A 14,365-nucleotide genomic window follows, 5' to 3' on the forward strand; every position below is an offset into this window, starting at 1 on the left:
AGCACGTCCAGCGCGAGCGACAGGCCCGAGAGGAAGGCGTCTTCCACGCGGTGGCCGGTGCACCAGTCGCCCGCGATGCCGATGCGGGCCTTGGCGTCCCACAGGTGGGTGGTGCCCACGGGCACCTGCGTCTGCGCTTCATTCCAGCAGATGGCTTGGGCGTGCGCGGGCGTGGCATGGATGCCGGTGATCTCGGCGAAGGCGCGCAGCAGCTTGGCCTCGACGCGCGAGGGCGCGTCGCGCAGGTGCTCCTGCGACCAGGCCGCGCTGGCCTGCAGCGTCCAGCGTTCGATGGGCTCGCGTCCGGGCTTGGACGATTCGCGCGCCAGCCAGGCCACGCGGTGGTGCGTGCTGCGCGCCGCGTTCCACTGCGGACCGAGGTGCGACATGTCGGGCTGGTTCGCCTGGGGGTAGGCGATCATCAGCGTCCAGCAGGGCGCGATGGTCACGGGTTCGATCCTGCGGGCCAGCGTGGCCGACAGCTTGCCGCCGTCGCCCAGCAGGGCGCGGGCGCCGGCCGGCGGCACGGCCAGCAGCACGGCGTCGAAGCCCGAATACACATGCTGCGAGTCGTCGGTGCCGGAGGTGCGCAGCTGCCAGCGCTTCGCATCGAGCGCATCGGGCTCGATCTGCGTGACGCGCGTGCCGGTGACCAGGCTCTCGCCCAGCGGCGCGGCCCAGCGGGTCACCAGCGAATCCATGCCGGGCTGGGCCACCCAGTGCGGCTCGAGGGAAGGCAGCGCGGCCTCGGCCACGCGGCCGTGCGCGTCGAGCACGCGCACGAGGTTGGCGCTCCAGCGCTTGCACACGCCGGGGGCGTTCTCCAGCGCCAGGGCAAAGCGCGGATCGCGCACGGTGAAATACTGGGCGCCGCTGTCGAAGCGGCCGAAGGCGGTGTCCACGCTCGCCATGCGCCCGCCGGCGGCGTCGCTGCGTTCGAACAGCGTGACCTTGTGGCCGGCCTGCACCAGCGTTCTCGCGCAGGCCACCCCGGCAATGCCGGCGCCGACAACGGCGAAATGGCGGGGGGAGCGCGGCTGGCCCGGGCCGGCTGGGGTTCGGTGACGGTCGGCGGCAGCCTTGGCCGGCTTCTTTGCAGTTGCGCGAGTGCTCATGACGGACTCTCTTCTTCTGGATGGAATGCGGATGGATGTGTCTGCACTCTACATCGGTCCGGCAGGCGCTCCGCCTGAGGGCACACCCTTAGCGGCGGCGAGCGATCCTCGGCAATACTGATCGGCTCCTCCATCGAGTTCTACCGGCCCCTGTGCCGTTCGAGCAGCGCGCGCCGCGTGCCCTCGTGCTCGAACTGCGCCAGCCACCATTCGAGCGCGCGCCCCGGCTTGCCGGCGCTGCGCACCCGCCACGCACAGTGCAGCGAGCCCAGCGGCGGCTTGCGCTCCGTCTTCAGCTCGACCAGATGCCCCGCTTCGATGTACGGCCGCGCCATCGGCTCGGGCAGGAAGCCGCCGCCCAGCCCGTGCAACTGCGCCGCGATCTTGGCCTGCATGCTCGGCACGGTGAGCACGTCCTGCCCACCCACGAGGTGCACCGTGAGGCCCGGCGCCTGGCGGGCCGAGTCGGCCGCCGCCACCGCCCGGTGCTGCCGCATCACCGCGTCGCTCAGCGGCTGCGTGGCGCGCGCCAGCGGATGGTGCGGCGCCACCGCGTAGACGAAGCTCAGCTCGCCGATCGGCCGGCTTCGGATGCCGGTGGTGGTGAAGGCCAGGCTCGCGGCGTCGAGCACCGCGCCGATGGCGAGGTCGGCCTCGCCGGTGGTCAGCGCCTCGATGGTGCCCATCAGCGTCTCGTCGCGCAGCTTCAGCCGCGTGGGCGGCTCCAGCGCGAAGAAGGCGGTTGCCAGGTCGAGCAGCGGGTCGCGCGCGATCACGCTGTCGACCGCGATGGTCAGCATCGGCTCCCAGCCGGTGGCCACGCGCTTGACGCGATTGGCCACCGCGTCGATCTCGCCCAGCAGCCGCTCGGCCTCGCGCAGCAGCTCGGCGCCGGCTTCGGTCAGGCGGGCCTGGCGGGCGCTGCGGTCGAACAGCAGCACGTCGAGCGCGTCCTCGATCTGGCGCACCCGGTAGCTCAGGGCGCTGGGCACCAGGTTCAGCGCCCGGGCGGCGGCGGCAAAGCTGCCGGTGGCGGCCACGGTCTGGAGCATGGCGAGGGAGTCGGGGGTCAGCACGTCTCTGGGGCTGGGCATGGCGGCTCCATTGATCAAAATATTTGAATGGTGCCATCAAACCGCGGCGCCTTTCCGAAGGGGGCGGCGGCCCAAAATTCTTCACATCCGCTGCGCATCCGGCGCGGCATACGAAGAAGCCCGAGCACCCCGACGGGGCAGGGCAGAAGGAGTCCGACCATGTTGCAAGTCCGTAAATCCCAGGAACGCGGTTACGCCGATCACGGCTGGCTGCGCTCGTTCCATAGCTTTTCCTTTGCCAACTACTACGACCCGGCCCACATGGGCTTCGGCAACCTGCGCGTGATCAACGAAGACCGCGTGGCGGCGGGCGCCGGCTTCGGCACCCACGGCCACAAGGACATGGAGATCATCAGCTACGTGCTTTCGGGCGAGCTGGCGCACAAGGACAGCATGGGCAACGTGGAGAGCATTCCTCCCGGCGACGTCCAGCGCATGAGCGCGGGCCGCGGCGTGATGCACAGCGAGTTCAACCACAAGGCCGACCAGACCACGCACTTCCTGCAGATCTGGATCCTGCCGAAGGAGCGCGGCGTCGAGCCCGGCTACGAGCAGAAGAAATTCAGCGACGCCGAGAAGCGAGGCAAGCTGCGCCTGGTGGCTTCGCCCGAGGGCAGCGAAGGCTCGGTGAAGGTGAACGCCGACGCGAGCCTGTACGCCGGCCTCTTCGACGGCGACGAAAAGGCCAGCCTCGCGCTCGACCCGAAGCGCAAGAGCTATGTGCACCTGGTGCGCGGCGAGCTCGAGGTGAACGGCCAGAAGCTCTCCGGTGGCGATGCCGCGATGCTCGAAGGCGAATCGCAGGTGACGCTGGGCGCGGGCAAGGACGCCGAAGTGCTGGTGTTCGACCTGGCCGCCTGATCTTTCTCCCCCTTGCCGGGCGCTGGCCGCCCGGCTTTTTTCATTTCTCTCTCTATCCGATCCAACCAAACCGAGGAGCTTTCAACCATGGCAACCGCAAACACCGCACCGAATCCCGCACAAGACACTCTGGCCCTCGTCGGCCGCATCCTTATCGCCTACCTGTTCATTCCCGCCGGCATCGGCAAGCTGATGGGCTTCGGCGGTACCGTCGGCTACATCACTTCCGCAGGCCTGCCGATGCCCGAGGTGGCGGCGGCGATCGCGATCATCGTGGAGCTGGGCCTGGGCATCGCGCTGCTGCTGGGCTTCAAGACCCGCTGGACCGCGATCGTGATGGCGATCTTCACCGTGGCGACTGCGCTGTTCTTCCACAAGTACTGGTCGGCGCCCGAGGCCATGAAAATGATGCAGCAGATCAACTTCAACAAGAACATCGCGATCGCCGGCGGCCTGTTGGCTCTGGCCGCCTTCGGCCCCGGCCGCTTCAGCATCGACAGAAAGTAAGCTCTCCCCCAGGCTTCGCGCACTTCGTGTCGCTTCGCCGCCCCCCTCGCCGGGGGCAACACCTGAGGCCCGGCAGAGCCGGTTCCTCGGTGTTCCGCGAAGAGACCACCTCCCTTCCTTTTTCATTCAGGAGTTCCAAAAATGGCAAACATCGTCGTCGTCTTCCATTCCGGCTACGGCCACACGCAGCGCGTGGCGCAGGCCGTGGCGGACGGCGCGGGCGCGCAGCTGCTGGCCATCGACGCGGACGGCAACCTGCCCGAGGGCGGCTGGGAGCTGCTGGCCGCGGCCGACGCGATCATCTTCGGCTCGCCGACCTACATGGGCGGCGTGAGCTGGCAGTTCAAGAAGTTCGCCGACGCCTCTTCGAAGGTCTGGTACACGCAGGGCTGGAAGGACAAGCTCTTCGCCGGCTTCACCAACAGCGCCACCATGAACGGCGACAAGGTCACGACCATGACCTACCTGTGGACGCTCGCGATGCAGCACAGCGGCATCTGGGTCAGCATGGGCATCCTGCCGAGCAACAGCAAGGCCGCCACGCGCGACGCGATGAACTACGTGGGCGGTTACGGCGGCCTGCTGACGCAGTCGCCGTCGGATGCCAGTCCCGCCGAGATGTCCAAGGGCGATTTCGACACGGCCCGCGCATTCGGCGAGCGCGTGGGTGAAGTGGCAAGATCCCGCAAGTAACCGGACCCCAAGGAGAACCCACGATGACCGACAACGCCCCCGAAACCCGACTGCTCAAGCCGCACGACAAGGACCTCGGAGGCGGCTTCCAGGTCAGGCGCCTGCTGCCCGCGGCGCAGCAGCGCTCGGTCGGGCCTTTCGTGTTCTTCGACCATTTCGGTCCGGCCACCGAGCAGCCGGGCAGCGAGCACGACGTGCGGCCGCATCCGCACATCGGGCTGTCCACGGTCACCTATCTCTTCAAGGGCGCGATGATGCATCGCGACAGCCTGGGCAGCGTGCAGGAGATCCTGCCCGGCGCCATCAACTGGATGACCGCCGGCCGCGGCATCGTGCACTCCGAGCGCAAGCCCGAGCGCCTGAAGGCCGACACCTACGTGAACCACGGCCTGCAGCTGTGGGCCGCGCTGCCGCAGGCGCATGAGGAAATCGAGCCCAGCTTCGAGCACACGCCTGCCGACGCGATTCCCGAGTTGGTGGAGCAGGGCGCGGCGGTGCGCGTGCTGGTGGGCGAGGCCTTCGGCGCGCGCTCGCCGGTGAAGACGCATTCGCAGACCGTGTACCTCGACATCGCGCTGCCCGCGGGCGGACGCTTCGAGCTGCCCCCGCTGGCGCCCGAGCTGGCCGTCTACGCGGTCGATGCCGACCTCGCGGTGAACGGCGAGCCGGTCGCGGTCCACACCATGGCCGTGCTGCCGAACGGGCAAGGCGGCGTGCTCACGGCCGATGCCGCCGTGCGCCTCGTGGTGATCGGCGGCGAGCCGCTCGACGGCCCGCGCTACATCACCTGGAACTTCGTCTCCAGCCGCCGCGAGCGCATCCTCGAAGCCGGCGCCGACTGGGCGGCGCAGCGCATGGGCCACGTGCCCGGCGAGACCGAGTTCATCCCGCTGCCCGGAAAGCCCTTCGGCGTGCGCGAGCCCGACACGGGCACCACGCCGGTCTGAGCCTCCAGCATGCGGCGGTAACGGCAAGAAGACGAAAGGCCCGCGATGCGGGCCTTTCGTCTTCTTGCCGAGGCGGTCGGGGCCGGCTATTTGCCGCCGATCGTCAGGCTCTCCGCAGGCGGTGCGCCCTCGGGCGTCTTCGGCAGCTCGAGCACGGCCTTGCGGCTGCCGCGGCCGCGCCATGCGGAGTAGCTCACGCCCAGCAGCAGCAGCGTGCACAGGCCGATGAAGGTGGCGCTGATCGGCCGCGTCACGAACACCGACATGTCGCCGCGCGAGAGCAGCAGGGCGCGGCGGAAGTTCTCCTCCACCATCGGCCCGAGCACGAAGCCCAGCAGGATCGGCGCGACCGAGAACTCCAGCGTCATCAGCACAGCGCCGACGATGCCGAACACCAGCACCTCCCAGATCTGGAAGAGGCTGTTCTGCGTGCTGTACACGCCGGTGGCAATGAAGAACATCGCGGCCGGGAACAGGTACTTGTAGGGCACCTTCAGCAGCTTCACCCACACGCCGATCATCGGCACGTTCAGGATCACGAGGATCACGTTGCCGATCCAGAACGAGGCGATCAGGCCCCAGAAGATGTCCGGATGCTCGGTGATGAGCTGCGGGCCGGGCTGGATGCCCTGGATCAGCAGCGCGCCCAGGATCAGCGCCATCACCGCGTCGCCCGGAATGCCAAGGCTCATCGTGGGGATGAAGTCGACCTGCGTCTTCGAGTGCGCCGAGGCCTCCGGGCCGGCCACGCCCTCGATCATGCCGGTGCCGAACCTGTTCGGCGTCTTCGACACCTTGCGTTCCAGCGCGTAGGCGATGAAGGTGGTGATGGTCGGGCCCGTGCCGGGCATCGCGCCGAACACCGTGCCCACCAGCGTGCCGCGGATCATCGCGGGGAAGGCGCGCTTGAGTTCTTCGCGGCTCGGGCGCATGTCGCTGAGCTTGAGCGTGCCGGTGTCGCCGATGGCCTTCATGCGGTTCACGTTGAGCAGGAAGTCGGCCACGCCGAACAGGCCCATCGAGATCGCCACCAGCTCCAGGCCGTCGCTCAGTTCGGGCAGGCCGAAGGCGAAGCGGAAGCTGCCGCTGTTCACGTCGGTGCCGACCACGCCGCACAGCAGGCCGAACAGCGTCATGGCCACGCCCTTGAGCGGCGAGCCGCGCGACATGGTGGAGCCGGCCAGCAGGCCCAGCAGCATGATCGAGAAGATCTCGGTCGGGCCGAACTTGAAAGCGATCTGCACCAGCAGCGGCGAAGCGAAGATCATCACGATGATGCCGACCGAGGCCGCGAAGAACGAGGCGATCATCGTCACCCCGAGTGCCACGCCTCCCTTGCCCTGCCTGGTCATCGGGTATCCGTCCAGACAGGTCACCGCATGCGGCGGGTGCGAGGGCATGTTCATCAGGATGGCGCCGATGGCGCCGCCGTACTGCGAGCCGTAGAAGATGCCGGCCAGCATCAGGATGGCGGGCACCGGATGCATCACGTAGGTGAGCGGCAGCAGGATCGAGATGGCCTGCAGCGCACCCATGCCCGGCAGCACGCCGATCAGGTTGCCCACCAGCACGCCGAAGAAGGACCACAGCAGGTTCGAGCCCTGGAAGGCGACGCCGAAGCCGTACCAGAGGTCGTGGAGCGATTGACCGATCATGGCTTCAGCCTCCCCACTGGAACAGGGGCAGCTGAAGCTTCAGCGCCCACCAGAAAACGACCACCGCGATGAAGCACATCGCGAGCGACAGCAGCAGCGCCTCGGTCAGCGTGTTGTCGCGGTCGCCGAGCGCCGAGATGAACACGATCGCGAAGGTCGCCGGCAGCAGGCCGCCGTATTCGCCGAAGAGCAGGAAGGCGAGGATGCCGAGGATGATGCAGATGCCGCCACGCAGGTCGGGCATGCCGCCCGGGTGCCCGTGCGAGGCCGCTTCCTCGCTCGCGCCTTCCGCCGATTTTTCGCCGCGCGCGGAGACCGCGATGAGCAGCCCCGTGAGTGCCAGCAGCGCGCCGAGCGCGACGGGGAAGAAGCCCGGGCCCATGTGCGCCAGCTCGCCGACGCGGTAGCCGACGCCGGCATACACGGCGGCCAGGCCGACGACGATTAGCAGCGCGCCGCCGTAGTAGTCTTTCTTGAATTTCGAAGCGGGCCGGGGCGCGTGCGAGGCCGGATCTTCACCGAGCTGGTGCTGCATAAGTCTCCTTCGTCTGGAAGGAGCGCAGTCTAGGAATCGAGACTTTCAATCCCCTTTCGGCAGGGGCTCTCGCGGCCTTGCGGGCCGCAAAATACGTGTAATCACGTACCGGCCTATCCGGTGAAACCCTTGCAAAAACGAGCGCGGATGCGGCTCACGCAGCGTGCAGCGGCAGCCTCAGCGTTGCGCGCAATCCGCCGCCGTTGGGACGCTCGGGCGTGTCGGCATTCGAGAGTTCGATCTCGCCGCCATTGCGCCGCGCATAGCCGCGCGCGATGGTGAGGCCGAGGCCCGCGCCTTGTGCCGCTGCGGTGCCCGTGGCGCTGTCGCGGTTGAAGCGCTCGAACACGCTCTCGCGCCGCTCGGGCGCGATGCCCGGTCCGCTGTCGCACACCTCGGCCAGCGCATGCGTGGCATCGCGCCGCACGGTCACGGTGATGTTGCCGCCGCGCGGCGTGTACTTGATGGCGTTGTGCACGAGGTTGGCAAGCACCTCGTGCAACTCCGCAGCATTGGCTGCGACGGGAAGCACGGGCGTGTCGTCCTCGTCGTCGTCGCTCGATTCATCGCTGCCTTCCGCATCGTCCGTGCCGATGTCGCCGCGCGCGTCGACCCAGCCCAGGTCCTGGTCGTTCTCGCGCGCCAGCGGCAGGTATTGCAGCACCACGCCGCGCGCGATGGCGTTGAGGTCGGCCACTGCAGCCCCTGCCGGCGCGGCTTCGTCGCCCGCGGTGGCATGGGCCAGCGCCAGCAGCTGCTCGCTCAGGCGGCGGGTGCGCGCGAGCTGCACGACGATGGCCTGCAGCGATTCGCGCATGCGCGCCGGATCGGTCTCGCGCACTGCGTAGCCGGCCTGGATCGACAGGATGCTCAGCGGCGTGCGCAGCTGGTGCGAGGCGTCGGCCAGGAACTGCGACTGCTCCGCCACCATGCGCCGGTGGCCCGCGATGTGGTGGTTGACCGCGTCGACCAGCGGCGCCACTTCATGCGGCACGCCGCTGGCGTCCAGCGGCGTGAGGTCGTCGCGCGGGCGCTCGCGCAGCGAGCGGCGCAGGCGTTCCAGCGGGCGCAGCGTCCAGGCCACGCCCAGCCACACCAGCAGCGCCATCACCACCACCATGCGTGTGTCGCGCAGGAACTCCTGGCGCAGCGTCTCGGCCTGCGCCTCGGTGCGCGGGCCCGTGCCCTCGGCCGCCTGTATGAGCACGCTGTAGGCCTCGCCGGGATGGACGTTGTCGTACACCGTCTGGCGCAGCGCGGCCACGCGCACCGGGTGCTGCTGGTAGACCGCGTCGTAGAACACCGGCGTGCCGTCGGGCGGGCGGTGCGCGGGGCGGGGCAGGCCGGGCACGCCCATGAGCGTGGTCTCGGGCGAGTTCACATCCAGCGTCCCGCCCTTGGGAATGCGCTGCACTCCGACGTGCAGGTACTTGTAGCGCAGCCTCGTGGACTCGAACATCGCCTGGATCGAGAAGGGCTCCTGCACGCGCACGCTGCCGTCGCTGGCCACCACGATGCCGTTGGCCAGCGCCTGCACGGGCTCCAGCAGGCTCTGGTCGTAGGCGACGACCAGCGAGTCGGTCAGCGCGCGGTAGTCGCTCCAGCTGTCCAGCGCCAGCAGCACCACCAGGCCCGGCAGCAGCAGCGCGAGCAGGCGCGCGCGGATGCCGAAGCGCTGCGGCCGCGGTGACGGCTGCTGTTGCTGCTGCTCAGCCGCCGTCGCCGGGGAGGTCGCTGCGGGCTGAGGCTGAGGTTCCATCGGCAATGCTCTCCAGCATGTAGCCCAGGCCGCGCACGGTGACGATGCGCACGTCGCTGTCGGCCAGCTTGCGCCGCAGCCGGTGCAGCACCACCTCGATGGCATCGGGGCCGGCGGTGCTGTCGTTGGTGAACACCTTGGCGAAGAGCTGCGACTTGCCCACCGGCGAGCCGCTGCGCAGCAGCAAGGCGGTGAGCGCGGCCTGCTCGCGCGGCGTGAGCGACAGCAGCGTGCCGCGCAGCGTGAAGGCGCGGCTCTGGCTGTCGTAGGAGAGCGAGGCGCACTGCAGGCGTGGGTGCTGCTTGCCGCGGCTGCGCCGCACCAGCGCCGAGAGCCGCGCCTCCAGCTCTTCCAGCTCGAAGGGCTTGGTGAGGAAGTCGTCGGCGCCCAGGTTCAGGCCGCGCACCCGGTCCTGCAGAGCACCCTGCGCGGTGAGGATCAGCACCGGCGTGCGGTCGTCCGCCGCGCGCATGTCGGCCAGCACGCTCAGGCCGTGCTTGTCGGGCAGGCGCAGGTCGAGTACCACCGCGTCGTACTCGGTGCCGGCCATGAAGGCCTCGGCCGTGCGGGCGTCGGGTGCGTGGTCGGGCACGAAGCCGCTTTGGGTGAGCGCGCGGACCAGCCAGGAGGCCATGTCCAGTTCGTCTTCCACCAGGAGGATGCGCATGGGGCCTGCCGCGTCTCGTTGTCGTCGTTGTTGCCGTTACTGCTTGATGGCGAGGTCGGGGTCTTCCGAGGCGCGGGCGCTGGCGCGTGCCGAACGCGCGCTCAGGTCGGGCGCCAGGGCCTCGCGGCCGTCGAAGACGAAGCAGTCGCCCTTGTAGTGCGCGCCGCCGACTTCCTCGAAGTACTTGAGGATGCCGCCTTCGAGCTGCAGCACGTTCTCCACGCCTTCCTCGTGCATCAGGATGGCCGCCTTCTCGCAGCGGATGCCGCCGGTGCAGAAGCTCACCACCGTCTTGCCCTTGAACTCGTCGCGGTGCGCGCGCAGGGCGGGCGGGAATTCGGTGAACTTGCCGATGCGCCAGTCGATGGCGCCTTCGAAGCTGCCGTAGTCGACCTCGAAGGCGTTTCGGGTGTCCAGCAGGGCGATCTCGCGGCCCTGGTCGTCATGGCCCTGGTCGAGCCAGCGCTTGAGCGTGGCGGCGTCCACGCCGGGCGCCCGGCCGGCCTCGGGCTGGATGGCGGGGTGGTCCATGCGGATGATCTCGCGCTTGAGCTTCACCAGCATGCGCCGGAAGGGCTGCGCGGCCGACCAGCTTTCCTTGGCCTCCAGGTCGGCGAAACGGGCGTCGGCGCGCAGATGGGCCAGGAAAGCCCGCACGCCCTCGGCCGTCCCGGCCAGGAACATGTTGATACCTTCGGGTGCCAGCAGGATGGTGCCCATCAGCCCCAGGGCCTGGGTGCGGGCACGCAGGTCTTCACGCAGCGCGGGGCTGTCGTCTATGGCCACGAACTTGTAGGCCGCGATATTCAAAATCTCTTGCACGGGGCGGGATTTTAGGTGCCGGCGGAATATCGCCCGGGTACAGGGCCTCTGCCGGGGTGATTCAGGGATTGCCAACCCACATCGTGGAGGGCCCGCTTTCTACAATGGAAGCATGTTTGTTCACCTGCGCCTGCACACCGAGTTCTCCGTCGTCGACGGCACCAACCGAATCGACGACGTCGTCAAGGCCGCCGCTGCCGACAAGCAGCCCGCACTGGCCATCACCGACCTGAACAACCTGTTCGGGGCCGTCAAGTTCTACAAGCAGGGGCGGGGCAAGGGCGTCAAGCCCATCGTCGGCGCCGAAGCCTTCGTGGACGGGCTGGGCAAGGAGCCCGGCGCTCTCACCCGCATCGTGCTGCTGGTGCAGAACATGGAGGGCTACCTCAATCTGTCGGAGCTGCTCGCGCGGGCATGGACGCAGAACGTGGGCCGGGGCCAGTCGCAGGCGGCCTGCAAGCTCGAGTGGCTGCAGGAGCTCTCGGGCGGGCTGATCGCGCTGTCGGGCGCGCAGGCCGGGCCGCTGGGGCAGCCGCTGCTGCAGGGGCAGGGCGAGCGCGCGGCCGAGCTTGCGCTGCAGCTGGCGGGCATCTTCCCGCACCGCTTCTATATCGAGCTGCAGCGCGCGGGCCGGCCCGAGGACGAGCCGCACGTCGTTGCCGCCGTGCAGCTGGCGGCCCGGCTGCACCTGCCGGTGGTCGCCACGCACCCGGTGCAGTTCGCCACCCGCGAGGACTACGAGGCGCACGAGGCGCGCGTGTGCATCTCCGAAGGCGAAATCCTGGGCAACCCTCGCCGGGTGCGCCGCTTCACCGAGGAGCAGTATTTCAAGTCGAGCGCCGAGATGCAGGCGCTCTTCGCCGACGTGCCCAGCGCGCTGGCCAACACGGTCGAGATCGCCAAGCGCTGCAACCTGACGCTGGTGCTGGGCAAGCCGCAGCTGCCGGACTTTCCGACGCCTTTCATCGCCGAGGGCGTGCGCATGCCCATCGACGACTTCTTCCGCCAGGAATCGTTCTACGGCCTGGAGCTGCGCCTGAAGCACCTCTACCCCGACGAGGCCAGGCGCGACGCCGAGCGTCCGCGCTACGTGGAGCGGCTGGAGTTCGAGATCAACACCATCCTGAAGATGGGGTTCCCGGGCTACTTCCTGATCGTGGGCGACTTCATCCAGTGGGCCAAGAACAATGGCTGCCCGGTGGGCCCCGGCCGGGGCTCGGGTGCCGGCTCGCTGGTGGCCTACGCGCTGAAGATCACCGACCTCGACCCGCTCGAATACAAGCTGCTGTTCGAACGCTTCCTGAACCCCGAGCGCGTCTCGATGCCCGACTTCGACATCGACTTCTGCCAGGGCAACCGCGACCGCGTGATCGACTACGTGAAGGACAAGTACGGCCGCAACGCCGTGAGCCAGATCGCCACCTTCGGCACCATGGCCGCGCGCGCGGCCATCCGCGACGTGGGCCGGGTGCTCGACATGAGCTACATGTTCTGCGACGGCATCAGCAAGCTGATTCCGAACAAGCCGGGCATGTCGGTCACGCTGCAGTACCCGCCCGAGAAGAAGATCGAGGGCGACAAGAACAACTACGCCATCGAGATGGAGCCGCAGCTCGCGGAGCGCATCGAGAAGGAAGAAGAAGTGAAGATGCTGGTCGAGCTCGCGCAGAAGCTCGAAGGCATGACCCGCAACATCGGCATGCACGCCGGCGGCGTGCTCATCGCGCCGGGCAAGCTCACCGACTTCTGCCCGCTCTACCAGCAGCCCGGCAGCGAATCGGCCGTGAGCCAGTACGACAAGGACGACGTGGAGGCCATCGGCCTTGTGAAGTTCGACTTCCTGGGCCTGGCCACGCTCACGATCCTGGAGATCGCGCGCGAGTTCATCATGAAGCGCCACAAGGGCCAGGAGAACTTCGCGTTCGAGAACATCCCGCTGAACGACGGCGCGACCTACCGGCTCTTTTCAGACGGCAAGACCGAAGCCGTGTTCCAGTTTGAAAGCCGCGGCATGCAGGGCATGCTGAAGGACGCGCGACCGACCCGCCTGGAAGACCTGATCGCGCTGAACGCGCTGTACCGCCCGGGCCCGATGGACCTGATTCCCAGCTTCGTGGCGCGAAAGCACGGCCGCGAGGACGTGGAGTACCCGCACCCGGCCGTGGCCGAGATGCTCTCCGAGACCTACGGGATCATGGTCTACCAGGAGCAGGTGATGCAGACCGCGCAGATCCTGGGCGGCTACTCGCTCGGCGGCGCCGACCTGCTGCGCCGCGCGATGGGCAAGAAAAAGCTCGAGGAGATGGCCGAGCACCGCGAGAAATTCCGCGCCGGTGCCCTTGCCACCCACGGCATCGAGCAGGACAAGGCCGACGAGATCTTCGACCTGATGGAGAAGTTCGCGGGCTACGGCTTCAACAAGTCGCACGCCGCCGCCTACTCGCTGCTGGCGTACCACACGGGCTGGCTCAAGGTCCACTACACGGCCGAGTTCTTCTGCGCCAATATGACCGTGGAAATGGACGACACGGACAAGCTCAAGCTGCTGTTCGAGGACGCCCAGAAGAACTTCGGCATCACCTTCGAGCCGCCGGACGTGAACCGCGGCAACTACCGCTTCGAGCCGGTCACCAACAAGGTGATCCGCTACGGCCTGGGCGCCGTGAAGGGCACGGGCCAGCTCGCGGTCGAGGCCGTGGTGCGCGCGCGCGAGGAGGGCGGGCCCTTCAAGAGCCTGTACGACTTCTGCGTGCGCATCGACCGCCAGCGCATCAACAAGCGCACGGTGGAAGCGCTGATCAAGGCCGGCGCCTTCGACGCCATCCAGCAGAACCGCGCGGCGCTGGTCGCCTCGCTCGACCGCGCCTTCGAATTCGCCAATGCCACGGCGGCCAACGCCTCGCAGGCCGACATCTTCGGCGACTGCGACCACGGATCCGCCACCGCCGAGCCCGACCTCGTCGACGCCACGCCCTGGGGCGTGAAGGAGCGCCTGACGCTCGAAAAGACCGCCATCGGCTTCTATCTCTCGGGCCACCTGTTCGACGAGGTCTCGCACGAGGTGCGGCGCTTCTGCAAGCGCGAGATCACCGACCTGCTCGACAGCCGCGACCAGCAGGTCATCGCCGGCATCGTGAGCGACTTCCGCGTCATCAACGGCCAGCGGGGCCGGCTGGCGATCTTCAAGCTCGACGACAAGTCCGATTCCATCGAGGCCACGGCCGACGAGGCGCTCATCAACGCCAACCGCAACACGCTGAAGGACGACGAGCTCGTCATCGTCAGCGGCCGGCTGCAGCCCGCGCGCGGCGGCTTCGAGGCCCGTTTCCAGGTGCAGCAGGTGTGGGACCTGGCCTCGGCGCGCTGCCGCTTCGGCAAGTTCCTGCGCGTGGCGGTCAACGGCAAGGCGCCCGACATCGCGCGCCTGCTGAAAGACTTTCCGCCGCGCACCGAGCAGACCGAGGTGGGCGACCTGATACAGGGCCTGCCGGTGCGGCTGTCGATGGCGCGCGCGGGCGCGCAGGTCGAGCTGCAGCTGGGCGACCGCGCCAAGTTCTTCCCGACCGACGCGGCGCTGGCCAGCTGGACCGCGCAGGCCGAGGCCGGCAAGGCGCTGATCGTCTACGACTGATTTCTTCCTGCGCCACGGCAAGTGCCCGGCGGGCGTGGGCTCTTTGGGCTGCTGGCTAGGATTCCTGCCGTCTTTCAAC

At 68.5% G+C, this 14,365-nt stretch carries 12 protein-coding genes; 5 read left to right on the top strand and 7 right to left on the bottom strand.

Annotation, left to right across the window (positions count from 1 at the left end):
- Both EJP67_RS21890 and EJP67_RS21895 read right to left on the bottom strand, forming a co-directional pair.
- Window positions 1–1,115, bottom strand: a 1,115-nt coding sequence (locus tag EJP67_RS21890; RefSeq protein ID WP_126023821.1) for an NAD(P)/FAD-dependent oxidoreductase, incomplete at its 3' end; no start/stop codon positions are given.
- Window positions 1,116–1,255: 140 nt separating this feature from the next.
- Window positions 1,256–2,209, bottom strand: coding sequence for a LysR substrate-binding domain-containing protein (locus EJP67_RS21895; RefSeq protein ID WP_126023822.1), 954 nt, complete (start codon window positions 2,207–2,209; stop codon window positions 1,256–1,258).
- Window positions 2,210–2,368: 159 nt separating this feature from the next.
- Here EJP67_RS21895 and EJP67_RS21900 point away from each other — a divergent pair, with 159 nt between their 5' ends.
- From EJP67_RS21900 to EJP67_RS21915, 4 genes are all read left to right on the top strand, one after another.
- Window positions 2,369–3,070: a pirin family protein gene (locus EJP67_RS21900; protein ID WP_126023823.1), complete on the top strand. Its 702-nt coding sequence runs from the start codon at window positions 2,369–2,371 to the stop codon at window positions 3,068–3,070.
- Between the two features lie 87 nt (window positions 3,071–3,157).
- Window positions 3,158–3,577, top strand: coding sequence for a DoxX family protein (locus EJP67_RS21905; protein ID WP_126023824.1), 420 nt, complete (start codon window positions 3,158–3,160; stop codon window positions 3,575–3,577).
- A gap of 141 nt (window positions 3,578–3,718) precedes the next feature.
- Window positions 3,719–4,270 carry a flavodoxin family protein gene (locus EJP67_RS21910; RefSeq protein WP_126023825.1) on the top strand — a complete coding sequence of 184 codons (552 nt, stop codon included), beginning with the start codon at window positions 3,719–3,721 and terminating at the stop codon, window positions 4,268–4,270.
- 23 nt (window positions 4,271–4,293) lie between these two features.
- Window positions 4,294–5,217: a pirin family protein gene (locus EJP67_RS21915; RefSeq protein ID WP_126023826.1), complete on the top strand. Its 924-nt coding sequence runs from the start codon at window positions 4,294–4,296 to the stop codon at window positions 5,215–5,217.
- Between the two features lie 86 nt (window positions 5,218–5,303).
- Here the strand turns inward: EJP67_RS21915 and EJP67_RS21920 are convergent, their stop codons facing one another.
- From EJP67_RS21920 to EJP67_RS21940, 5 genes are all read right to left on the bottom strand, one after another.
- Window positions 5,304–6,872 (bottom strand): tripartite tricarboxylate transporter permease, encoded by a 1,569-nt coding sequence (locus EJP67_RS21920; protein ID WP_126023827.1) that lies wholly within the window; start codon window positions 6,870–6,872, stop codon window positions 5,304–5,306.
- Window positions 6,873–6,876: 4 nt separating this feature from the next.
- Window positions 6,877–7,407, bottom strand: coding sequence for a tripartite tricarboxylate transporter TctB family protein (locus EJP67_RS21925; protein ID WP_126023828.1), 531 nt, complete (start codon window positions 7,405–7,407; stop codon window positions 6,877–6,879).
- A gap of 154 nt (window positions 7,408–7,561) precedes the next feature.
- Window positions 7,562–9,166 (bottom strand): sensor histidine kinase, encoded by a 1,605-nt coding sequence (locus tag EJP67_RS21930; protein WP_126023829.1) that lies wholly within the window; start codon window positions 9,164–9,166, stop codon window positions 7,562–7,564.
- Window positions 9,117–9,833, bottom strand: coding sequence for a response regulator (locus EJP67_RS21935; protein WP_126023830.1), 717 nt, complete (start codon window positions 9,831–9,833; stop codon window positions 9,117–9,119). The genes EJP67_RS21930 and EJP67_RS21935 overlap by 50 nt, the downstream gene beginning before the upstream one ends.
- Before the next feature lie 36 nt (window positions 9,834–9,869).
- Entirely contained in the window at window positions 9,870–10,655 is a 786-nt protein-coding gene (locus EJP67_RS21940; protein ID WP_126023831.1) for a sulfurtransferase, read from the bottom strand.
- Between the two features lie 112 nt (window positions 10,656–10,767).
- Here EJP67_RS21940 and dnaE point away from each other — a divergent pair, with 112 nt between their 5' ends.
- Window positions 10,768–14,286: a DNA polymerase III subunit alpha gene (gene dnaE / locus EJP67_RS21945; RefSeq protein ID WP_126023832.1), complete on the top strand. Its 3,519-nt coding sequence runs from the start codon at window positions 10,768–10,770 to the stop codon at window positions 14,284–14,286.
- Window positions 14,287–14,365 lie beyond the last annotated feature (79 nt).

It is taken from the genome of Variovorax guangxiensis (assembly GCF_003952165.1).
Taxonomy (GTDB): Bacteria; Pseudomonadota; Gammaproteobacteria; order Burkholderiales; family Burkholderiaceae_C; genus Variovorax; species Variovorax guangxiensis.